Source organism: Brevibacterium spongiae (assembly GCF_026168515.1).
Lineage (GTDB): Bacteria > Actinomycetota > Actinomycetes > Actinomycetales > Brevibacteriaceae > Brevibacterium > Brevibacterium spongiae.
Genome location: NZ_CP093443.1, coordinates 97,617 through 118,625, shown reverse-complemented (window position 1 = coordinate 118,625; position 21,009 = coordinate 97,617). Strand labels below are relative to the sequence as shown.

The window sequence follows — 21,009 nt, the reverse complement described above, 5'->3', positions numbered from 1 at the left end:
CTCACGTCGTTCCCGGCCTGCGCAGGATGATCGCCCCGTTGTGCCCGCCGAAGCCGAACGACGTCGACAGCACGGTGTCCACGACCGCCTCGGCGCCGGCCGGTTCAGAACTCAGATCACGGGCGTGACCTGCGACGATGTCCCAGTCAGGGAACTCATTGTCCTGCAGGTTGAGCGTCGGCGGTAGCACCTGATCCCGCAGCGCCATGATCGCGATGATCGCCTCGACAACCCCAGAGGTGCCGAGCAGGTGCCCAGTCGATGATTTCGTCGCCGAGATCGGGATCGTTCGTCCGGTCTCCCCCAACGCTGAGTCGAACGCGGCGAGTTCGGCTCGATCCCCGGCCGGGGTGCCCGTGGCGTGGGCATTGATGTGGTCGATATCGCCGGGTTCCAGCCCGGCATCGGCCAAGGCCTGCACCATCGCCGAGGCGGCTCCCCGCCCGTCCGGATGCGGATTCGTCGCGTGGTGGGCATCGCTGGCGGCGCCGAATCCGGCGAACTCGGCCAACGGCGCGGCCCCACGTGCGGCCGCGGAGTCCGCGGATTCGAGGAGAATCGCGGCGGCCCCCTGACTCATGACGAAGCCGTTGCGGTCACGGTCGAAGGGGCGGCTGGCGGCGGTCGGATCGTCCTCATATCCGGCGGCGAGTGCGCGCATGTTCGCGTTCGAGGCGAGGTTGACCGCACCGAGGCAGTCCTCCATGCCGACGATGAGCACGGCATCGGCATAACCGTGGCGGATGCGACGCATCGCCTCGCCGAGTCCGATCGCCCCGGACGCGCACGTCGCCGACACGCCCTGCCCCGGACCGCGCAGGTCGAAGCGCTGACTGATGAGCGCGGCCGCCGAATCGGGTGCCCCATGGATGGCGAGCGTCAGCGGCACGGAACGAGGACCGTCCGCGTCGAGAGCACGGGTCGCTGCCTGCATGGCGTCAACGGGACCTGATCCGGTGGCGGCGATGACGGCGGTGCGGTCGCGGTCCCAGGGCAGATCCTCGGCGGGCGCCGGGATTCCGGCCTGGCGCAGAGCCTGTTCGGCCGCGGCGATGGCCCAGTGTTGGACGGGGCTGAGCCGGCGGGCGAACGCTCGGCGCAGCACCGCCTCGGCGTCGAAGTCCCGGATCTGCCCGCCGATGCGCACGGCGAGGTTCTCGAACTGCTCACCTGCGAGAACGTCGATGGCGCTGGTTCCGGTGCGCACGGAATTCCACAGAGCTTCGGGATCCTGCCCGCTGGGGGTGATCGCGCCGAGCCCGGTGATCACGACCCGCCGGTCGTCCGAGTGGCGCTGCCTGTCAGCGGAGCGCTGAGTGTCGTTGGATGTGGTCACAGTCGCTGTCCCTGTCCGCTCATGACCAGGTCAACGGTTTCGGCCCGCCGAATCTTCCCGCCCACAGTCCGCGGCAGCCGATCGAGCGCGAAGAAGCGGCGCGGCACGAACTGCGGTGCGAGCTGGGCACGGGCATGAGCGAGCAGCGCTGACTTGTCCGCACCTGGTCCCTCGATGACGAGGGCGACGATGCTGCCGAGACTGTCATCGGGCACCGCGATCGCACACACCTCGCCGAGGCGGCCCGCCCCTTCCCGTCCGGGCGCATCGTCGAATCCCTCGAAGGCCCGTTCCACCTCGGGCAGAGACACCTTGTGTCCTCCCGTGATCGCGATATCGCCGGCACGGCCGGCGAGTTGGAGCAGTCCGTTCTCGATCCGCCCCTGGTCGCCGACGCTCGCCCACCCGTCAGGGCCCTGCAGCCGTACCTCGGCGGTGCCGGTGACGTAGCCGTCGGAGCAGGCGGCGGCCTTGATCCACAGGGTGCCGATCTCTCCGTCGGGCAGGCGCTGTCCGTCGTCACCGCGGACCTCGGCGCCGATCGTGTCGTAGACGGTGATCCAGGTGCCGTCACCGTCGCGGCTGTCGCCGATGAAACCGATCTCTGCGGCACCGTAGTAACTGATCAGCCGGGTGTCGGCAAGAACCTCGGCGAGTGCTGAGCGAATGGATGCCGGCAGGTTCGCTCCCCCGGTGACGACGAGGTCGAGACCGTGGAAACGGGCCGGTGATCGGCGGGCCGCCTCGGCGAGGGCCTTGACCACGGCAGGCACGGCGACGACACGGGTGATGGCTTCGTCCGCGATGCGCGCACCCATGGTGAAGGGGTCGAAGTCATCGGCGACGTGGACGCTGCCGCCGGTGGCGAGGCATTCGACGACGGCGTAGAGGGTGAGGCTGTAGGACACAGGGCCGGGCGCCAGGGTCGCCACGCCGGGGAAGGGTTCGAGGTAGGCCGAGGACACGGCGACATTGTCCCGGTACTGCTGGCGGGTCTTGATGAAGGCCTTCGGGTTGCTCGTCGTGCCCGAGGAGAAGAGCATGAGGAACGGTTCGGATGCCTCACGGACGCTCGGCGGGGTGGTGTCGGCGGGATCGACCTCGGCCTCGCGGGCCCGGAAGTCCGCGGCGGTGATGACGGTTCCGGTCCAGCCGGCGGCGGCGAGCGCCTCGGCGAGTTCGGTCGAGTCGCTGATGACGAGCCCGATGCCGGTGCGTGTGATGACTCCGACCTGGTGATCCATCGGCCACCGGGGATCGACCGTCGCCGAGACCGCACGGAAGCCGGCGAGGCCTGCGATGATGCGGGAGGTTTCGAACGCCGAGGTGAGGCTCACCGCCGTGATCGGGATCCCGTGGGTCTCCGGGGCCGGTGTCGGCGGTGTCGTCTGCTCTGCGTGGAGGGCGGAGACGGCTGCGAACAGCGTGGCCGAATCACGGACGAGCTGTGCATAGGTGAGGCTGGGCGCGCTCGCTTCGGCGGAGTGGCCGGTGTCAGCAGACCCACCGACGATCGCGAGCCGATCGGGATGGGCGCCGGCGACCTCGAGGATGCTCGACGTGATCGGCAATTCTGACCTCCCTGCGCGCTGACTTCTCGTCCACACTACATCGCCGCTCGTGCGCCTCCTGCGGGTGGATCGGCGCCGAGATCACATCTCGAACTCGACCTTCTCCCCCGCCTCGGCGAGGGTGCGGATCCGCTTCCGGCAGGCGAACCAGCCGATGACCATGCACACTGCGGCGATGATCGTCACGACCAGGGTCGCCGGGGAATCGGCGAAGACCATGACGAGGATGACGGCGAGGAAGAGCAGTGTCGCATACCCGGAATACGGTGCCCCGATCATCCGGAATGAGGGACGTGCGAGCAGACCGCGGTCGGCCCAGCGTTTGAGCCGCATCTGGCACAGCACGATCATGCCCCAGGTGAGGATGATGCCCACCGAGGAGACGCTGAGCACGATCTCGAACGCATCGGTCGGCAGCAGGTAGTTCAGCGGCACGCCGAGGAGGGCGACCACGGCCGTGATGACGATTCCGCCGTAGGGCACGCCGTTGCGGTTCATCCGCTGCGCGAACTGGGGAGCGGAGCCCGCCACCGACATCGAGCGCAGAATGCGACCGGTCGTATAGAGCCCGGCGTTGAGGGAGGACAGGGCCGCGGTGAGCACGACGAGGTTCATCACGGTGTCCGCGCCCTTGATCCCGATGAAGGAGAAGAAGGTGACGAAGGGGCTCTCACCGTCGACGTAGTCGGTGAATGGAAGCAGGAGGGCGAGCAGGGTGAGCGATCCGACGTAGAAGACCGCGATGCGCAGGATGACGGAGTTGATGGCCTTGGGCATCACCTTCTCCGGGTTCTGCGTCTCACCGGCGGCGGTGCCGACGAACTCGATCGAGGCGTAGGCGAAGACGACGCCCTGCATGAGGATGATCGCCGGCAGCGCACCATTGGGGAAGAGCCCGCCGTTGTCGAGGATCATCGACAGTCCCGGATCGTGACCGGCCACGGGAGTGCCGAAAATGAGGAATCCGACGCCGACGATGAGGAAGACGACGAGGGCCGCGACCTTGATGAGCGCGAACCAGAATTCGAGCTCACCGAAGACCTTGACGGAGATGACGTTGAGTCCGAGCACGAGGACGAGGGCGATGAGCGCCCACATCCACTGCGGCACGGCTGCGATCCAGGCGACGTATTTGCCGAAGAAGCCCATATAGAGTGCGGCCGCGGTGATGTCGACGATCGCCGTCGTCGCCCACACCAGCCAGTAGAACCAGCCGGAGATGAACGCGGCCTTCTCGCCGAAGAACTCACGGGCGTAGGAGACGAACGACCCGGTCGTCGGACGATGCAGGACGAGTTCGCCGAGTGCGCGGAGGATGAGGAAGGCGAAGAATCCGCAGACCGCGTAGGACAGCACGATCGAGGGTCCCGCCTCGTGGAGGCGTCCGCCTGCACCGAGGAAGAGGCCGGTTCCGATGGCCCCGCCGATGGCGATCATCTGCACCTGACGCGGGGCCAGGTTCTTCTGATAGCCGGAATCCTCTGCGGTGAGGTTCAAGCGCGTCGCCCTCCGGGTCGGTTCTGCGGGTACGACGGCGGCGCTGCGGTCGGAGCCGAGATTGTCAGTCATGAGTGTCCTCGTTCGTTGAGTACAGGTGGTCGTGGTGAGTACAGATGGTCGAGTTGAGTGCAGATGGGTGGCATCCGAGCCGGGCGGCTCAGGCCGTGGTGAGGTTCGCGAGCCGTTCGGGTCGGAGCAGGCGTTCGAGTTCGGAGGCGGTCATCAGCCCGTGTTCGAGCACGAGTTCGGCCACACCGCGGCCGGTCTTCAGCGCCTCCTGCGCGATCATCGTCGCCGCCTGGTACCCGATCGTCGGGTTGAGCGCGGTGACGAGGCCGATGGAATGTTCGACGGCCGCCCGGGTGAGTTCGGGATTCGCAGTGATGCCGCCGATGCAGCGGGTCGTCAGCGTCCGGGCCGCCGATTCGAGGTGCGAGATCGACTTGTGCAGGCTGTGCAGGATGACGGGCTCGAAGGCGTTGAGCTGCAGCTGCCCGGATTCGGCGGCCGCGGTGATCGTGACATCGTTGCCGATGACCTCGAACGCGACCTGATTGACCACCTCGGGGATGACCGGGTTGATCTTGCCGGGCATGATCGACGATCCGGACTGCACGGCGGGCAGGTTGATCTCATTGAAGCCGGCGCGCGGTCCCGAGGACAGCAGCCGCAGGTCGTTGCAGATCTTCGAGATCTTCACCGCGATCCGCTTGAGCACCCCGGACAGGTGGACGAAGGACCCGACGTCCTGGGTCGCCTCCACGAGGTCGGGGGCGGTGACCAGGGGCAGCCCGGTCAGCTGTTCGAGCTGGTCACGGACTGCCTCGGCGTATCCGGCCGGTGCGTTGAGCCCGGTGCCGATGGCGGTGGCGCCGAGGTTGATCTCATGCACGAGCGATTCGGCCTCCCCGAGGCGTTCGCGGTCCTCCCCGATCGTCACGGCGTAGCTGCCGAAGGCCTGCCCGAGCGTCATCGGCACGGCATCCTGGAGCTGCGTGCGTCCCATCGTGACGATGTCGTGGAATTCGTCCGCCTTCGCGGCGAACGCGTCCTCGAGTTCCCCGAGTGCGATCAGCAGGCGTTTGATCGCGAAGATCGTGCCGAGCTTGACCGCCGTCGGATACGCGTCGTTCGTCGATTGGCTGAGGTTGACGTGATCGTTCGGACTGATCACGGAGTACGTCCCGCGCGGGTGACCGAGGATCTCGAGCGCCCGGTTCGCGATCACCTCGTTGGCGTTCATATTCGACGAGGTGCCCGCCCCACCTTGGATGACGTCGATGGGGAACTGGTCGTGCAGCGCCCCGTCGATGATCTCCTTACAGGCGGCGACTATCGCGTCGCGCCGTTCTTCGTCGAGGAGCCCGAGGTCGTGGTTCGCCCGGGCGGCGGCGAGTTTGACCGCCGCGAGACCGCGGATGAGGTCGGGATTGGATTGCAGCGTCTGCGCGGTGATCGGGAAGTTCTCGACCGCCCGCAGGGTGTGGATGCCCCAGTAGGCATCCGCCGGGATCTCCCGATCGCCGAGGAGGTCGTGCTCGATGCGTGTATCCGTGCTCATTGTGTGGTTCCGTCTCTGTTCTGCTCAGTGGTGCGAAGTCGTGGTCAGTGCGGGGTGGAGATGGAGGGTCAGGAGGCGACCGGCCGGGCACGTTCCCACTCGCCGAGGCGGTCCTCGACCTCGCGGGTCACGTGCAGTCCGCCGACCTCCCGCCCTCCGCCGAGGATCGGCGGGCTGAGGATGTCGCCCGCCGTCCCGGTCGGGATGGGCAGGGATGCGAGGATCCGGGTGGCGATCGGCAGTCGGGCACGGTCGGAGCCGTCGGCGATCTTGATGGCGATGCCCAGTCCGCTGACGCCGAGGAGTTGGACCGCCTCGGCGCCGTCCTTGGCGATGAGCCCGGGCACGGCGCGCATGAGTGCGGTGACGTCGCAGTGTTCGCCTGCGACCATGTCCGGGTGAGCGCGCATGGCAGCGGCGACCCGGGCCGCGCTCGTGCCCGCCGGGGCTGCGGACAGGCGGGCGAAGGCGCGGGCCATGCCGGTCAATGAGATCGCCGGCAGCGGGGTGCCGCACCCGTCGGTCGAGGTGGTCTGGGGTGTGTCCCCGGTGAGTTCGGTGATGGTGGCGCTGATGTGCTGCTGCAGAGGGTGGGTCGGGTCGAGGTAGTCCGTGAGGTCCCAGCCGTTGACCTGGCAGGTGGCGACCATGGCAGCGTGCTTGCCCGAGCAGTTCTGTGCCAGTCGGCTGCGCGTGCCGCCCGCGGCGAGGTGAGCTTCGCGTTCGACGGTGCCGTAGGGAAGGTCGACGGCATTGCCGAGGGCGGATTCGTCGAGTTCATAGAGGGAGAGGATGCGGCGGGCCCCGGCGATGTGTTCGAGCGCTCCCGAGTGGCTGGCCGCGGCGAGGGCGAGGAGGTCGTCCGGCAGTTCGAGGCCGAGACGCAGCATCGCGAGCAGCTGGAGAGGTTTGAGGGTCGAACGCGGGTAGAAGGGCGCCTCGACGTCACCGGCGGAGACGAGGCGGCGGCCGTCGGTGTCGCAGACGGCGAAGGCACCGAAGTGCACGCCTTCGACGAGGTCGCCGCGGGTGACCTCGACGAGCGGCACGGAGGCCAGGGCTGAGGCAGAGTGAGTCATCGTCTTCCTGGGTTTCGGGCGGGAGCGGGTGCGGACTGGGGCGAAGCGGGAGCCTGCCGGCGATGGCGAAGGACGGTTCAGTCAGTCGAACGGCGGGGCAGCAAGGTCGGTGACGGCGACGGCAACCTGCGCGAGGTGGTCGGCCATGGCGTCGCGGGCCCGCGCGCTGTCACCGGCTTCGATCGCGCGCACGATCTCCGCATGTTCGACATCGGAGTCCGGTTGGCGGCTGGCTGCGAGGTTGAGCAGCTCGGACTGGGCGGTCAGGGCTCCGCGGAGTTCGGCGATGACGCTTTCGAAGACGCGGTTCCCGCTGGCGCGGGCGATGGCGATGTGCAGCTCTCCGTCGAGTTCGACCCAGCCGCGGGGACTCGGTTCGGCGCTCATCGACTTCAAGAGCGCGTGGAGGCGGATCAGGTCGTCCTCGGTGCGGCGGGTGGCGGCGAGTTCGGCGGCGGGGACTTCGATGTGGGGCCGGGCCTCATGGAGGTCCCGGGAGGAGTAGTCGCCGAGGTGGAGGCCGGTCTCCGGCGCGGCGGCGATGACGAAGGTGCCGCTGCCGGTCTTCGTCTCGGTCAGTCCGAGGGTGGCCAGGGAGCGCAGGGCCTCGCGGATGACGGGGCGGCTGACGGCGTACCGGTCGGCGAGCTTGGCCTCGGAGGGCAGACGGTTGCCGATGGGAAAGGTGCCGTCGGCGATCTCGGCGCGGAGGCTGCGCACGACGCCTTCGCCTGCAGAGAGTCTTTCGACGGCGGTGCGCTTGGCGGTGGGTTCGGCCGGGCTGTTCGTCCCCATGACCACTCCTCCGGTTCGATCCGATCATTGATCCGCCACACGACCTACGAGACAAACCTGTCAAGCTGTATGACAGGTTTGAGTGTAATCCTGCTCACCCGCCACGCGTCAACCCCTCCCGGAGACGTATCAGATCCTGAGATGTACGGCCCAGAACAGCGAAAAACGGGCTGAGTGCCGAGAAACGCGTGCGTTCACACGCTTCTCGACACCCAACCCGTTTCTCAACACGGACCGGGGAGTCAGACCCCGCTCAGTCAGTCAGCGACGTAGTACATGCGCTTGTTGACGAACTCGTCCATGCCGTAGGGGCCGAGCTCGCGACCGAAGCCCGAGCGCTTGGTGCCGCCGAACGGAATCTCCGCACCTTCGCCGCCCGGCGTGTTGACGTTCGTCATGCCGACGTCGAGGCGCTGAGCGAGCTTCGCGGCACGCTCCTCATCCTTGGAGAACACTGCGCCGCCGAGGCCGAAGCGCGAATCGTTGGCCAGCTTGAGCGCTTCGTCGTCGCTGGTCACCTTGTAGACGGTGGCAACGGGTCCGAAGAGCTCCTCGCGGTAGGCGTCCATGTCCGAGGTGATGCCGGTGAGCACGGCCGGCGAGACGTACGCGGATCCGTCGGAAGCGAGCTCGCCGCCGACGAGGGTCGCGCCCTGCTCGACGGCACGGTCGAGCTGCTTGCGCAGGTTCTCTGCGGCCGAGCGCGAGGACAGGGGCGAGTACTTGCCGTCGCCCGCCTCGGCGGGGGTGCCCTTCTCCCAGGACTGGGCGCGTTCGGTCAGTCCGGCCACGAAGTCGTCGTAGATGTCGTCCATGACGATCATGCGCTTGTTCGCGTTGCAGACCTGGCCGGTGTTGTACAGGCGGGTGCCCCACGCGGTGTCGACGGCCTCGTTCATGTCTTCGGTGTCGAGCACGATGTACGGGTCGGAGCCGCCGAGTTCGAGCACGGCCTTCTTCAGGTGCTTGCCGGCCGTGGCGGCCACGGCCGATCCGGCACGCTCGGAACCGGTCAGGGACACGCCCTCGACGCGGTCATCGGCGATGATCGTCTCGATCTGCTCGTGGGTGGCGTAGATGTTGTTGTACACGCCCTCGGGCACACCGGCTTCCTTCATGATCTCAGCGATCTTCGCCGAGGAGCGCGGGCAGATCTCGGCATGCTTGAGGATGATCGTATTGCCGAGCACGAGGTTGGGCGCCGCGAAGCGCGCGACCTGGTAGTAGGGGAAGTTCCAGGGCATGATGCCCAGCAGCGCACCGACGGGGCGACGCTGGATGAAGGCCTTGCCGCCGGAGAACGATTCGATCGGCTCGTCGGCGGCGAACTTCGGCCCGTTGTCGGCGTAGTAGTTGAAGATCGCCTCGCAGAACTCGGCCTCTTCCTCGCCTTCGGCGGTGGGCTTGCCCATCTCCTCGGCGATGATCTTCGCGAGTTCGGCCTTGCGCTCACCGAAGATCGACGCGACCTTGTTGACGATGGCGGCGCGGTCTTCGATCGTCTTCTCGCGCCAGTCGAGGTAGCCCTTGTGCGCGGATTCGAGGACCTGCTGGATCTCTTCGTCGGTCGCGTTGTCGAATTTCTCGACGACTTCACCGGTGGCCGGGTTCTCGACGCGGTAGCCGCCTGCTGCACTTCCTACATTGCTCATTCCAGACTCCTTCGACTTGGGCGCCTGTTGGCGCCGACTAAGCAATTGCATACCTCTTCGCCGTCGAAATCGACGGATTGCGTATGCCTGTCTCACACGCTATCAATCCGTGACGTGCGCAACAAGTGCCTGACCCTGGGGGAATCCTCAGTCCCGGATCAACAGCGATCCCCTCGCCGAGGCGGTGCGGATTCCGAATCATTCGCAACGAAATCCGAATCTCCTTTGCGAGAGAGCACCGACCGACGAGGACGAGCGCTCACCTGCCGACGAGGTCGAGCGCTGCCGCGGCGATCGAGGCTTCGTCGATGCCGTGGATCTCGTAGGCTTCGCTCACCGATGAGGCCTGACCGAATTCGGTGACCCCGAGGTTGCGCGTGCGGTCCCCGCGCATCCCGGCCAGGAACGCCAGCGTGTGCGGGTGTCCGTCGAGAACCGTGACGAGAGGCGCTGGATGCGCGGTCGGGAACAGGTCTTCGGCGATGGCCGAGCGCACACCGGCGACCACCCGCGAACGCTCCTGCATCGATTGGAACACCTTCGACGGTGAGGTCAGGCAGACGATGCCGGCGCGGACTCCGAGCCCTTCCAAGCGTCGGGCGGCCGCAATCACCTCGGTCATCATGGCCCCGGCGCCGACGAGCGTGACCTCGTCGTCTGCTGCCGGTCGGGCAGAGAGCCGGTACCCACCGGCGATGACCTGGTCCCGGCGGCGGGACCTGAGCAGCGGATCCTCAGGCACGGCCGCCAGCTCCTGGCTCACAGGCTTCGTCGACAGGCGGAAGTAGGCGGAGTTCCCGTCCGGATCGGCGAGTTCGCGCAGCGCTTCGAGCAGAGTCCACTCGAGGTCTTGGGCGAAGGCCGGTTCCCAGCTGGTCAGGCCCGGGATCTCCAGGGTCACCGAGGGTGTGTTGAACGACTGGTGCGCACCACCTTCCGGGGCGAGGGAGACGCCCGAGGGTGTGCCGACCATGATGGAGCGCCCACCGGCGTAGAGGCCGAAGGTCCACGGCTCCAGAGCCCGGTTGATGAAGGGATCGTAGATCGTCGCGATCGGCAGCAGCGGCTGTCCCCAGCGGCTTCCCGTCGCCCCGAGCTCTCCCGCCAGTGAGACGAGGTTGACCTCGGCGATGCCGAGTTCGATGTGCTGTCCGCCCGCCCCCTCCTGCCAGCGCAGCACCCGTTCCCGATCGTCGGCGAACCAGTCGTGTCGGCCCGCCGGCGACCAGATGCCGGTCTTGTTGATCCATCCGCCGAGGTTCGTCGAGGTCGCGACGTCCGGGGACAGGGTGACGACGCGCTGCGCCACCTCGGGGGCGACGTGCTTGAGGTCGGAGAGGAATCGGCCCAGCGCCGCCTGGGTGGAGATGAGCGGCCGCGGGGTATAGCCCAACTCGGCGGGCACCTCGGCGACGGTGTGGTGGTCGATCGGCTCCCGCCGCAGCCGCTGCGCGGTTTCGGTGCAGAGGCGACCGGCAGGTGTATCCGGGGCGAAGGCGACCCACGGGTCGTCGAGATCCATCTCCGAGGCGGCCGCAAGGTCGCGCATCTGCGCTTCGGTCAGCTGGGCGGCGTGGTTGCCGGGGTGGCCCTCCGTGGCCAGTCCCTTGCCCTTGATCGTGTAGGCGAAGACGACGGTCGGACGGTCGTCGTCGATGGCGTCGAAGGTCGAGATGAGCTGACCGAGGTCATGTCCGCCGAGGTCACGGATGAGGGAGGCGAGACCGTCCCCGTCGAATTCGTCGATGACCGCGGACAGGGCGGCCGCCTCGGTGTCGGTCAGCCCCGAAATCAGGCGGTCGTGGATCTCGGACGGGTGGGCGCGCAGCAGCCGCTGGTATTCGGGGTTGGGCATCGTCACGAGACGGTCCTTGAGCGCCTGCCCGCCGTGGGCGGCGAACACAGCTTCGAGTCGGCGTCCCCACGGGCAGGTGAGCACCTGCCAGCCGGCGGCGTCGAACATGCCCTGCAGCCGTCGGATCTGGACGTCGGGGATGACCCGGTCCAGGGACTGGCGGTTGAGGTCGACGATCCACACTAGTTCGCCGAGGCTGCGCACCTCCGGATCGATGATCGCCTCCCACACCGCACCTTCGTCCATTTCGGCGTCGCCGAGCAGGGAGTAGAAGCGGCCGGCCTCTGGGGTCTCGGGGAAGCGGTCGGAGACGTAGCGGTGGGACAGTGCCGCCCAGATCGGGGCGGTCGCGCCGATGCCCACCGAACCTGTGGAGAAGTCCACGGTGTCCGGGTCCTTCGTCCGCGAAGGGTAGGGCTGGAGTCCCCCGCGGCTGCGCAGCGAATCGAGGTGCTCTGCGCCGAGGTCGCCGATCAGGTAGTTGATGGCGTGGAGGACCGGCGAGGCGTGGGGCTTGACCGAGACCCGGTCGATCGCGCGCAGCCGGGTGAACCACAGCGCCGTCATGATCCCGGTCATCGACGCCGAGGAGGACTGGTGCCCGCCGACCTTGACCCCGTCGGGATTCGTCCGCCCGCGGTTGGCGCGGTCGATGATCGACGTCGCCAGCCACAGCACCCGCTGGGCGATCTCGTCGAGGGTCTCCTCGTCGCCCGAGGCCGAGGCGCGCAGCGGACGGTCATTCGTTCCCGGAGGGCTGACCTGCAGAGACGTCTCGAACTGGTGGAGTTCGGATTCCTGTGGGGTTGAATCCTGCGCCGACGAATCCTGTGGGGTCGTCATCGTCAGAAGATCGCGGAGTAGGCGTTGAGTGCGAGCTGACCGCCGAGGTGGGCGTAGAGGACGTTCGAGTCCGCCCCGATGGTGCCGTCTCCGACGAGGTCGATGAGTCCGGCCATCGACTTGCCTTCGTAGACAGGGTCGAGGATGACGCCTTCGAGCTGGGCGGTGGTGCGGATCGCGCCGACGGTCGTCTCGTCGGGGATGCCGTAGGCCGGACCTTCCCAGCCGGTGCGGATATCGACGTCGGCGGCGGTGATCTCACGGCCGAGGCCGATGAGTTCGGCGGTGTTGTTCGCGATGCGGCGCACCTGGTCGCGGGTCTTCTCGATCGTGGCGGAGGCATCGATGCCGATGACCTGCCGCTTGGGTCCGCCTGCGGCTTCGAGCGCTGCGAAGCCGGCGATCATTCCGGCATGCGTCGAGCCGGTCACGGTGCAGACGACGATGGTGTCGAAGAAGACACCGAGTTCCTTCTCCTGTTCGGCGACCTCATAGGCCCAGTTCGCGAAGCCGAGCCCGCCGAACTTGTGCTCGGAGGCGCCTGCGGGGATCGGGTAGGGCTTGCCGCCGGACTCTTCGACCTCGGCCAGAGCGTTCTCCCAGCTCGAGCGGATGCCGATGTCGAAGCCGGCCGAGTCGAGGCGGACGTCGGCGCCCATGATGCGTGAGAGTTCGATGTTGCCGACTCTGTCGTTGCCCGGGTCCTCCCAATCGACCCAGCGCTCCTGCACGAGTCGAGCCTTCAGCCCCAGGTGAGCGGCGACGGCGGCGACCTGGCGGGTGTGGTTGGATTGGTAGCCGCCGATCGAGACGAGCGTGTCCGCGCCGGAGGCCAGGATGTCGGGGACGATGTACTCGAGCTTGCGGGTCTTGTTGCCGCCGAAGGCGAGTCCGGAGTTCACGTCTTCGCGCTTCGCCCAGATCCGGGCGCCGCCGAGGTGGTCGCTCAGTCGCGGGAGTTCGTGCACCGGGCTCGGTCCGAAGGTCAGTGGGTAGCGCTCGAAATCGGTGATGGCCATGAGGTCCTCTGTTCTCTCGTGGTTGACGTTCTCTGGAGCTTGACGATCCCCAGGGACTGACCGCAGCGATCCCACCCTTGGGACCGCCTGTGATATGCAATATATTGCATTCTGGTGATGGCTACAATAGACCGATGAGCGCGTCCCACGACTCGGGACGACAGACACAGCCCGATCACAACAGGCGAGGAGACAGAGCGTGCCGATCCCCATGGATGCCCCGGTGCCGCACCGCACCCTGCTGCGCGATGATGTCTACCGCTCGATCCGCGACGCCATCGTCCGCGGCCAGCTGGCACCGGGCGAACAGCTGCGCGATCAGGAGCTCGGCGCCTGGCTGCAGGTCTCGCGGACGCCGGTGCGCGAGGCCCTGCAGCGGTTGGCTCAGGCTGGTCTCGTCGTCGCCCAGCCGGGGAAGATGACCCGGGTCGCGCCCGAGGATCCGACTCTCATCCGCAGCGCCCGGCAGATCGCCGCGGAGCTTCACGCCCTGGCCGTGTCCTTGGCCTTCGAGTCCCTCACCGACGAGGATCTCGAGACCATGGAAGCGGCGAATGGGCGCCTGCGTGAGGCTCTGACCTCAGGCGATGCCGAGGCGGCCATTGCCGCCGATGATGATTTCCACGAGGTGGCCCTGCTCAGATCAGGCAATCCCCTCATCCCCGACCACCTCGAGGTCGTCACCGCCACACTCCGTCGCGCGGAGTTCCTCCACTTCGAGTCGGTGAAAGGTTCGGCCTCTCCCGAGCAGCACACGGAGATCATCGCCGCGATCCGCACCGCCGACATCGATCGTGCAGTTGAGCTGACACGGGCGAACTGGTCGGCCCTCTCGACCGAGGCCGCGATCTGCGACTGACTCTTCAAGTCATCTGATGACTTGTGTTAGAGTCCTCACCACAGATCACCGACGATCAGAGGACCCACAATGTCATCGACGACGAAACGACTCACTACCACCCTGCTCGCAGCCGTCGCGGGACTCACCCTGCTGACGGGTGCCGCCGCACCGACCACCACATCGCAGGCACAGGCGAGCACAACCGCATCTGCCGACACCCAAGCGAAGGCGAACGACCGATCCGACTCAACCCCCGCCCCCTCGGCCGGCTGCGGCACAGAGCAGAAGCCGGGCAACGACGAGAAGACTCTCACCACCGCTGACGGCGAGCGCAGCTTTCGCATCAACATCCCGCGCGATTACGAGACCGCGACGCCGCTGCCACTGGTCGTCGGCTTCCATGGCAACGGGTCCGACGGTGCCGAATTCCAGAACTACACGGGCTTGCCGCAGCTGCCGGCGATCACCGTCTTCCCCGATGGCGACCTCAAGGACGGCAAGCGATCGTGGCAGGGGGCGCCCTATGCCAGCGGTGCCGATGACGTCGCATTCGTCGCGGATCTGCTCGATGCGGTCGAATCCGAGCACTGCATCGACCTCAATCGGGTCTATGCGACCGGCAAGTCCAATGGCGGCGGGATGGTCTCAGTGCTCGCCTGCCATCTGCGCGATCGCTTCTCTGCTTTCGCTCCCGTCGCCGGCGCCTACTACCCGCAGTCGACGGAGGGCTGCGACTATTCGACCCCGACTCCGATGCTCGCCATCCACGGCACCGGGGATGCCACGATGCACTACGACGGCGGCCACCGTCAGGGTGAGGACTACCCAGGAGTCCGCGAATGGATCCAACCCTGGGCAGACGCTTCCGGGTGCGAGAAGAAGACCGAGCGCAAGGTCGGCCGCAAGGGCGAAGACGTGCTGCGCACCCAGTGGACGAAGTGCGGCAAGTCGCCCGGCTCCGCAGCGGTCGAACTCTATTCCGTCACCGACGGAGGTCACGTCTGGCCGGGTGAGGTCGTCTACAGCGGCGGCGGATATGTCACTGGGGACTTCTCGGCCACGGACACGATCTGGGAGTTCTTACTCAGCCATCCGGGCTCGACGCAGGGGCCGGCCCAGAAGTGACCGTTGACACACATCACCCAAAGTGATTAGATGACTTAAACACTTGAAGGAGAGCACCATGAAGTCCACCGTCGGACTCGTCGAACGGCTCACACGCGAAATCGTCGAGACCATTCGCACCGAAAACCTCCAGCCCGGACAGTCCCTGCCCTCGGCGAAGGAACTTGCCTCCCGCTTCGAGGTCACCGTGCCCACCGTCCGAGAGGCCCTGCGCCGGCTCGAGGCCACCGGCTCCGTAGAGCTCAAGCACGGTTCGGGCACCTATGTTCGCGAGGCGATCAACCGACGCATCCTCGACAATCCGCACTATGTGCCCGTCGACCTCGCCGCCGCCCTCGAACTCCTCGATGCCCGCATCGCCATCGAACCCGGCATCGCCGAACTCGCTGCAACCGTCCAGGACGCCGACGCAGTCGACTCGATGGAGTCTGCTCTCGACAATGCACTCCAGGTCACGACCGCGGTCCCGGCCGGACACTTCCACGTCGAACTCGCCCGTGCCTCGGGCAACCGCGCCCTGCACGAGATGCTCGTCTCCCTGCTGGCTATCCACTCCCGAACCCAGCAGGCGGCACGGACGAGCTATGACCGGCTGCGCGATCACGATGAACACGCCGACATCCTCGACGCGATCCGCCGCGGTGACGGCTTCGAAGCCTCCCACCGCACACGCAAGCACCTCGAGGCGATCCGCGCCGCAGTCCTCGCCGGCTGGACCGATGACACGCCCCGAACAGAAGGCACGAACCAAGCCGGCGACACAGACCCCACGGAAGGCTCCCGACGATGACCCGTCCCGCGATCACGGAGATCCGTCCGCATATCCGCGACTACGCCGAACTCACCTCACTCGAAGTCGAGCTCGCGAAAGACCGCGGCAGCCTGCTCGTCCTGCCCGTCGGCGCCTGTGAACAGCACGGTGACGGACTGCCGCTGGGCACCGACAACATCCGCGCCGACCACGTCGCCCACGCTGTCGTCGAGCAACTCGCCGGCGGCGCCCAAGGACAGGCCGGCCGCGCCTTCGTCCTGCCGAGCATCGACTACGGAGTCTCCCCACACCACCGGTTCCTGCCCGGCACGATCAACATCGGACCCCAGCTGTTCATCGACCTCATCACCTCGATCGCGCATCAGCTCGCCGACGCGGGATTCGCCAAGCTCCTCGTCATCACCGGGCACGGCGGCAATCTTGCCTCTCTCGGAGTCGCTCAGCAGTCACTGCTCGAGACTCACCCTGACTTCGTCTTCGCCTATGCTCCGGTCTCGGCACTGGCCCCCGAATCGACCGCGGCGCTGCCCCGCACCGAGGTCAGCGGCCACTGCGGAGAGTCCGAGACTTCCCAGATGCTCGCCATCGACGCGCATCTCGTCGACACCGACCATCTCAGCCCCGGCGCCACCCGGCTCGACGATCTCGATCCGCGCGCCCGTCTGTCACGGACGAAATCACCGTCGACCGCGGTGACGTTCGACCGCTACGCAGACAATGGGGTCCTCGGCGATCCGCGGACCGCCACTGCCGCGGCTGGGGAGGGCATCCTCGGCGAGGTCATCTCCGTTCTCGTCTCCTACTGTCAGGAGCTGCAGAAACTGTGACAGCCGCTTCTCACTGACCAGCCATCTGACCGGCCGTCTGGCCGAAATCCCGACCACGCCACCACCCGATTCTGCCGATGGAGTCACCGGGCCCTGGTGCACCTTGCCCGAAAACACTGCCCGAGAACTCCTCCCAACTGTCCTCTTCCGACCGGATTCCGTCTGGATTCATCCGCCTGGACTCTCAGGAGCTCACATGAAACCGACCACGACCACCGCCACCGCGCAGACGACCGAGCAGGAGAAGCTGCCGCTCGTCATCCGCGCCCTCAACGTCATCGAAGTCGTCGGCAACAAGCTGCCGAACCCCTTCTGGCTGTTCTGGATCCTCGCGGCGATCCTCGCCGTGTGCAGCCTCATCCTCTCCTTCGCCGGCGCAGGAGTCGAAGATCCCGGCACCGGGGAATGGACCCCGGTGAACAATCTGCTCAGCGGCAGCGGCATCGCCATGGCCGTGAGCACCGCACTCGACGCGTACGAGACCTTCCCGCCGCTGATCACGATCATGGTCGTCATCATGGGTGTTGCCCTGGCCGAACGCACGGGCCTGCTGTCGACGGCGATGAAGGTCTCGATCGCCCGCGTCCCGGCCGGACTCATCGTGTTCACTGTCGCGTTCATGGGCACGGTCTCACACGTCGCCTCGGCGGCGGCCTATGTCATCCTCGTCCCCCTCGGCGGCATGGTGTTCAAGGCCGTTGGCCGCTCCCCCGTCCTCGGCGTCATCGTCGCCTACACCTCGATCGCCTCCGGCTACGATGCGAGCCCCATCCCGACGCCCAATGACGCGATCTTCGCGGGCATCACGACAGCCGCGGCGAACATCATCGACCCCGACTACATCGTCACCCCGATCGGCAACTGGTACTTCAACATCGCCAGCTCGATCCTGCTCGCGATCGTCATCACCATCGTCACCGAACTCGTGCTCACGAAGCGCGACAACCTCGAGGCCGACGAGGATGCCGAGCACGAGGACCTCGTCATCACCGACAAGGAACGCTCGGCTCTCAAGTGGTCCATGTTCGCCGTCATCGCTGCGGTCATCGCCATTGTCGTCCTCGTCGTCCCCGACGGTGCTCCCCTGCGCGGCGACGGACCCATCGGCGAGTCCCCCTTCCTCACCGGCATCGCCTTCCTCATCGCTCTGCTCTTCGGCATCGGCGGCATCGTCTACGGCTTCCGCGAGGGCACGATCGAAACCTGGTCCGATGTTCCGAAGCTCATGGGTCAGGGCCTGGCATCGATCTCCGGCGTCCTCGTCCTCTTCTTCGCCATCGCGCAGTTCCTCGAGTACTTCGAGTGGACGAACATCGGCATGCTCGTCTCGGTCTCCGTGTCCGAGCTCTTCACCGGCCTTGGACTGCCGACCTGGGTGGTGTTCATCCTCGTCCTGCTCGTGCTCTCGATCGTCAACGTGCTCATCACCTCCGGTTCGGCGATGTGGGCGATCATGGCCCCGGTCATCGTCCCGCTGCTCATGCTCCTCGAGGTGCCGCCGGAGACTTCGCAGGCGCTCTTCCGGATCGCTGACTCCGGATCGACCTCGATCACTCCGATGAGTCCCTATTTCATCCTCGCGCTCGGCTTCATGCAGAAATACCAGAAGAGCGCCGGCATCGGCACTCTCGCTTCGCACACCCTGCCGCTGGCGATCTGCATGACGATCAGCTGGAGCCTGCTGTTCTTCCTGTGGTGGGGTCTGGGCATTCCGCTCGGACCGGACGCTCCCGTGCGCTGACCTCGTTCGCCGCGGCCGATTCCGTGCTGAGCAGGACGATGTGCGAATCCGCGTCGAGGCCGAGTGCGCCCGCACCGCCGGCCTCGCCCGCACCGCCGAGCTCGGTCAGGGCTGCGCGCAGGCCCGCCAACGAGGCGGCTCCGCAGGGACCGACGTCGATGCCCTGGCCGTGGAGTTCGTCCATCGCCGCCAGCGCCTCGGCGTCGGTGACCGTCACCGCAGCGTCGAGCCCGGATTCGAGGACCGGCCAAGCGAGGCTCGAGACCGTTCCGCAGTTGAGTCCGGCCATGACAGTCGGCTGTGAGGTGTCGACGCTGACCGGCTCACCGGCACGCAGAGATGCGCACACGCACGCTGCCGTCACGGGTTCGACGGCGAGCACCCGGGCCTCCGCTCCGTGCCGCCGCTGCTGCTCGACGGCGGACTGCAGCAGGGAGCCGACCCCGGTGGGCACGAGCATGAGGGAAGCACTGCGACCGAGCTGCTGCTCCACCTCGGCGAACAGGGTCGAGTATCCCTCGACGATCCACCCGGGCACGTCCTCATAACCCGGCCAGGCCGTGTCCTGGACGAGCAGGTCGTTGTCTCCGCAGCCGTTCGCCGCAAGTTCGACCGCCCGATCGTAGACGAGTCCGCTGTCGATGACCTCTGCCCCCTCACCGCGGATCGCGTCGAGCGTGCTTCTCGGCAGTCCGGCGGGCACGACGACCCGTGCCCGAACGCCGAGGAGGGCCGCGATCCGGGCGAGCGCGCGCCCGTGATTGCCGTCGGAGGCGGTCACCAGGCGGAGGTCGAGTCCCCGGGTGCGTTCGCACAGTTCGGTGAAGGTGCCCGCAGGTGCGAGTCCCAGACGCGCGCTGATCGCACGGTCGACCGCCCATGAGGCGCCGAGGGCCTTGAACGCGGGCAGGCCGAATCGATCCGATTCGTCTTTCACCCGCACCGAGGCGACCCCGAGCTCCGCGGCGAGCGCGGGCAATTCGATGAGGTCAGTGACCCGGTAGCCCGGGATCGTGCGATGGAAAGCTTGCGGTTCGCGGGGTTGCGGCTCGCGGAGCTTCGGTTCGAGGGGCTGTGGGTCCGGGGTCCCGTCGTCCGGGGTCTCGCGCAGCCAGAGGCGCTTCTCGCCGCTCATGCGCTCAGCTCCTTCACCGCTGAGGCGAGGACTTCGACTCCGGCTAGGCAGTCCTCGGGCGTCGAGTACTCTCTGGGATTATGGCTGATCCCCTGGTATTGGCCGCGCACGAAGACCATGGCGGCAGGGGCGATCGCCGCGATCTCCTGAGCGTCGTGACCGGCCCCCGACATCAGCCGCATCGAATCGTATCCGCGTTCCTTCGCCGCGGTCTCGAGTACGTCCTGGACATCCTCGGCGAAGGGCACTGCCTTCGTCCGGGCCATCTGTGCCGTTTCGACTCGCAGACCTGGCTGGGTGTCGGGAAGATGTTCGAGGAATTCGGCAAGATCCGCCTCGGCGCGGGCCATGTCCTCATCGACGGGGTTGCGCAGGTCGACGGTGATCTCGGCCCGATCGGGCACGACGCTCGGCAGCCCCGGTGAGGTCTCGATGCTCCCGACCGTCGCGCGCAGCCGCCCGTAGTCTCCGGAGTCGACCATGCGTCTGACCTCGACGATGATCTGCGCGGCTGCCAATCCGGCGTCGATGCGCAGCTCGGTCGGGGTGGTTCCTGCGTGTGCGGCGCGCCCGTGGAGGGTCACCTTCTGCCAGGAGATCGACTGGACTCCGGTGACGATGCCGATGGGGCGGTCCTCCTGGGCCAGCACCGGTCCCTGTTCGATATGGCATTCGAGGTAGGCATGTGGCGGTGCGAGGCGGACGGGCCGCTGACCCTTGAAGCCGATGCGCTCCAGTTCGTCACCGAGTCTGAGACCTGCGGCATCGTTGAGTGAGTAGGCGTGGTCGAGGCTCAGCCTGCCGGCCGCGACGGCGGATCCGAGCATATCGGTGCCGAAGCGCACTCCCTCTTCCTCGGTCCACGCGGCGACGGCGATGGAACGACGCGGACGCAGCCCCGCCTCGGCGAAGGAGCGGAGAACCGCCAGTCCGCCGAGCACGCCGAGGCAGCCGTCGAACGCGCCCGCGGTGGCCACAGTGTCGATGTGTGAGCCGATGAGCACCGGGGCCAGCTCGGGTTCCTCCCCTTCCAGGCGGCCGAAGATCGTGCCCATCTCATCGATGGTGACCTCGAGGTCGAGCTCTTCCATCCAGGAGATCAGCAGCTCGCGCCCCGCACGATCCGCATCGGTCAGCGACTGCCGGTTGACTCCGACGAGGCCGGTGGCCTCGTCGTCATAGGCGCCGATCGCTGCGAGTTCCATGAGGTCGGCCCACAGACGGTCTCCGTCGATGCGTGTGTCTGCTGCGGTGGTGGAGGTCATTGCTCGTCCTTTCTCGGGTGTCTGCTGTCGAGCCTACGAACACCCACTCATGAAATCGATAGACTTGCTCTCACCATTACTCATGAATATTT

Annotated in this window: 16 protein-coding genes; 5 read left to right on the top strand and 11 right to left on the bottom strand. The window is 67.0% G+C overall.

Annotated elements, in window-relative coordinates; translation table 11 throughout:
• Position 1 precedes the first annotated feature (1 nt).
• The 9 genes from L1F31_RS00535 to L1F31_RS00495 form a co-directional block, all read right to left on the bottom strand.
• Complete coding sequence (locus tag L1F31_RS00535) at positions 2-1,336, bottom strand: beta-ketoacyl-[acyl-carrier-protein] synthase family protein (protein WP_265418794.1); 1,335 nt, start codon at positions 1,334-1,336, stop codon at positions 2-4.
• Positions 1,333-2,907 (bottom strand): class I adenylate-forming enzyme family protein, encoded by a 1,575-nt coding sequence (locus tag L1F31_RS00530; RefSeq protein ID WP_265418793.1) that lies wholly within the window; start codon positions 2,905-2,907, stop codon positions 1,333-1,335. The genes L1F31_RS00535 and L1F31_RS00530 overlap by 4 nt, the downstream gene beginning before the upstream one ends.
• A gap of 81 nt (positions 2,908-2,988) precedes the next feature.
• Entirely contained in the window at positions 2,989-4,476 is a 1,488-nt protein-coding gene (locus L1F31_RS00525) for an amino acid permease (protein ID WP_265418792.1), read from the bottom strand.
• 88 nt (positions 4,477-4,564) lie between these two features.
• Positions 4,565-5,968, bottom strand: coding sequence for an aspartate ammonia-lyase (locus L1F31_RS00520; RefSeq protein WP_265418791.1), 1,404 nt, complete (start codon positions 5,966-5,968; stop codon positions 4,565-4,567).
• A 68-nt stretch (positions 5,969-6,036) separates the two neighbouring features.
• Positions 6,037-7,047 carry an asparaginase gene (locus L1F31_RS00515; RefSeq protein WP_265418790.1) on the bottom strand — a complete coding sequence of 337 codons (1,011 nt, stop codon included), beginning with the start codon at positions 7,045-7,047 and terminating at the stop codon, positions 6,037-6,039.
• Between the two features lie 81 nt (positions 7,048-7,128).
• The gene (locus L1F31_RS00510; RefSeq protein ID WP_265418789.1) at positions 7,129-7,842 is read right to left on the bottom strand and encodes a FadR/GntR family transcriptional regulator; all 714 of its coding nucleotides are present in this window, start codon (positions 7,840-7,842) and stop codon (positions 7,129-7,131) included.
• 257 nt (positions 7,843-8,099) lie between these two features.
• Entirely contained in the window at positions 8,100-9,494 is a 1,395-nt protein-coding gene (locus L1F31_RS00505; protein WP_265418788.1) for an NAD-dependent succinate-semialdehyde dehydrogenase, read from the bottom strand.
• Between the two features lie 259 nt (positions 9,495-9,753).
• Positions 9,754-12,192 carry a transketolase-like TK C-terminal-containing protein gene (locus L1F31_RS00500; RefSeq protein WP_265418787.1) on the bottom strand — a complete coding sequence of 813 codons (2,439 nt, stop codon included), beginning with the start codon at positions 12,190-12,192 and terminating at the stop codon, positions 9,754-9,756.
• A 2-nt stretch (positions 12,193-12,194) separates the two neighbouring features.
• Positions 12,195-13,211, bottom strand: a complete 1,017-nt coding sequence (locus L1F31_RS00495; protein WP_265418786.1) for a 1-aminocyclopropane-1-carboxylate deaminase — start codon at positions 13,209-13,211, stop codon at positions 12,195-12,197.
• A gap of 199 nt (positions 13,212-13,410) precedes the next feature.
• Here L1F31_RS00495 and L1F31_RS00490 point away from each other — a divergent pair, with 199 nt between their 5' ends.
• The 5 genes from L1F31_RS00490 (at position 13,411) to L1F31_RS00470 (ending at position 18,517) form a co-directional block, all read left to right on the top strand.
• Positions 13,411-14,070: a GntR family transcriptional regulator gene (locus tag L1F31_RS00490; protein ID WP_265418785.1), complete on the top strand. Its 660-nt coding sequence runs from the start codon at positions 13,411-13,413 to the stop codon at positions 14,068-14,070.
• Between the two features lie 69 nt (positions 14,071-14,139).
• On the top strand, positions 14,140-15,177 hold the full coding sequence (locus L1F31_RS00485) for a CE1 family esterase (RefSeq protein ID WP_265418784.1): 1,038 nt from the start codon (positions 14,140-14,142) through the stop codon (positions 15,175-15,177).
• A gap of 58 nt (positions 15,178-15,235) precedes the next feature.
• Positions 15,236-15,967 (top strand): FadR/GntR family transcriptional regulator, encoded by a 732-nt coding sequence (locus L1F31_RS00480; protein ID WP_265418783.1) that lies wholly within the window; start codon positions 15,236-15,238, stop codon positions 15,965-15,967.
• Positions 15,964-16,776, top strand: coding sequence for a creatininase family protein (locus tag L1F31_RS00475; RefSeq protein ID WP_265418782.1), 813 nt, complete (start codon positions 15,964-15,966; stop codon positions 16,774-16,776). Before L1F31_RS00480 ends, L1F31_RS00475 begins: the two co-directional genes overlap by 4 nt.
• A gap of 196 nt (positions 16,777-16,972) precedes the next feature.
• A complete protein-coding gene (locus L1F31_RS00470) occupies positions 16,973-18,517 on the top strand; it encodes an AbgT family transporter (protein ID WP_265418781.1) in 1,545 nt (514 codons plus the stop codon).
• Here L1F31_RS00470 and L1F31_RS00465 read toward each other — a convergent pair.
• Together L1F31_RS00465 and L1F31_RS00460 are read right to left on the bottom strand one after the other, a co-directional pair.
• Positions 18,444-19,652, bottom strand: coding sequence for a diaminopropionate ammonia-lyase (locus L1F31_RS00465; RefSeq protein WP_265418780.1), 1,209 nt, complete (start codon positions 19,650-19,652; stop codon positions 18,444-18,446). The two genes, L1F31_RS00470 and L1F31_RS00465, sit on opposite strands and share 74 nt — an antisense overlap.
• Complete coding sequence (locus L1F31_RS00460; protein ID WP_265418779.1) at positions 19,649-20,917, bottom strand: M20 family metallo-hydrolase; 1,269 nt, start codon at positions 20,915-20,917, stop codon at positions 19,649-19,651. Before L1F31_RS00460 ends, L1F31_RS00465 begins: the two co-directional genes overlap by 4 nt.
• Positions 20,918-21,009 lie beyond the last annotated feature (92 nt).

What these genes read in the sequence shown, in the direction of transcription:
- L1F31_RS00525 (WP_265418792.1), bottom strand. Translation starts at nt 4,476, where the DNA reads ATGACTGACAATCTCGGCTCCGACCGCAGCGCCGCCGTCGTACCCGCA.
- L1F31_RS00520 (WP_265418791.1), bottom strand. Translation starts at nt 5,968, where the DNA reads ATGAGCACGGATACACGCATCGAGCACGACCTCCTCGGCGATCGGGAG.
- L1F31_RS00515 (WP_265418790.1), bottom strand. Translation starts at nt 7,047, where the DNA reads ATGACTCACTCTGCCTCAGCCCTGGCCTCCGTGCCGCTCGTCGAGGTC.
- L1F31_RS00510 (WP_265418789.1), bottom strand. Translation starts at nt 7,842, where the DNA reads ATGGGGACGAACAGCCCGGCCGAACCCACCGCCAAGCGCACCGCCGTC.
- L1F31_RS00505 (WP_265418788.1), bottom strand. Translation starts at nt 9,494, where the DNA reads ATGAGCAATGTAGGAAGTGCAGCAGGCGGCTACCGCGTCGAGAACCCG.
- L1F31_RS00500 (WP_265418787.1), bottom strand. Translation starts at nt 12,192, where the DNA reads ATGACGACCCCACAGGATTCGTCGGCGCAGGATTCAACCCCACAGGAA.
- L1F31_RS00495 (WP_265418786.1), bottom strand. Translation starts at nt 13,211, where the DNA reads ATGGCCATCACCGATTTCGAGCGCTACCCACTGACCTTCGGACCGAGC.
- L1F31_RS00485 (WP_265418784.1), top strand. Translation starts at nt 14,140, where the DNA reads ATGTCATCGACGACGAAACGACTCACTACCACCCTGCTCGCAGCCGTC.
- L1F31_RS00480 (WP_265418783.1), top strand. Translation starts at nt 15,236, where the DNA reads ATGAAGTCCACCGTCGGACTCGTCGAACGGCTCACACGCGAAATCGTC.
- L1F31_RS00475 (WP_265418782.1), top strand. Translation starts at nt 15,964, where the DNA reads ATGACCCGTCCCGCGATCACGGAGATCCGTCCGCATATCCGCGACTAC.
- L1F31_RS00470 (WP_265418781.1), top strand. Translation starts at nt 16,973, where the DNA reads ATGAAACCGACCACGACCACCGCCACCGCGCAGACGACCGAGCAGGAG.
- L1F31_RS00465 (WP_265418780.1), bottom strand. Translation starts at nt 19,652, where the DNA reads ATGAGCGGCGAGAAGCGCCTCTGGCTGCGCGAGACCCCGGACGACGGG.
- L1F31_RS00460 (WP_265418779.1), bottom strand. Translation starts at nt 20,917, where the DNA reads ATGACCTCCACCACCGCAGCAGACACACGCATCGACGGAGACCGTCTG.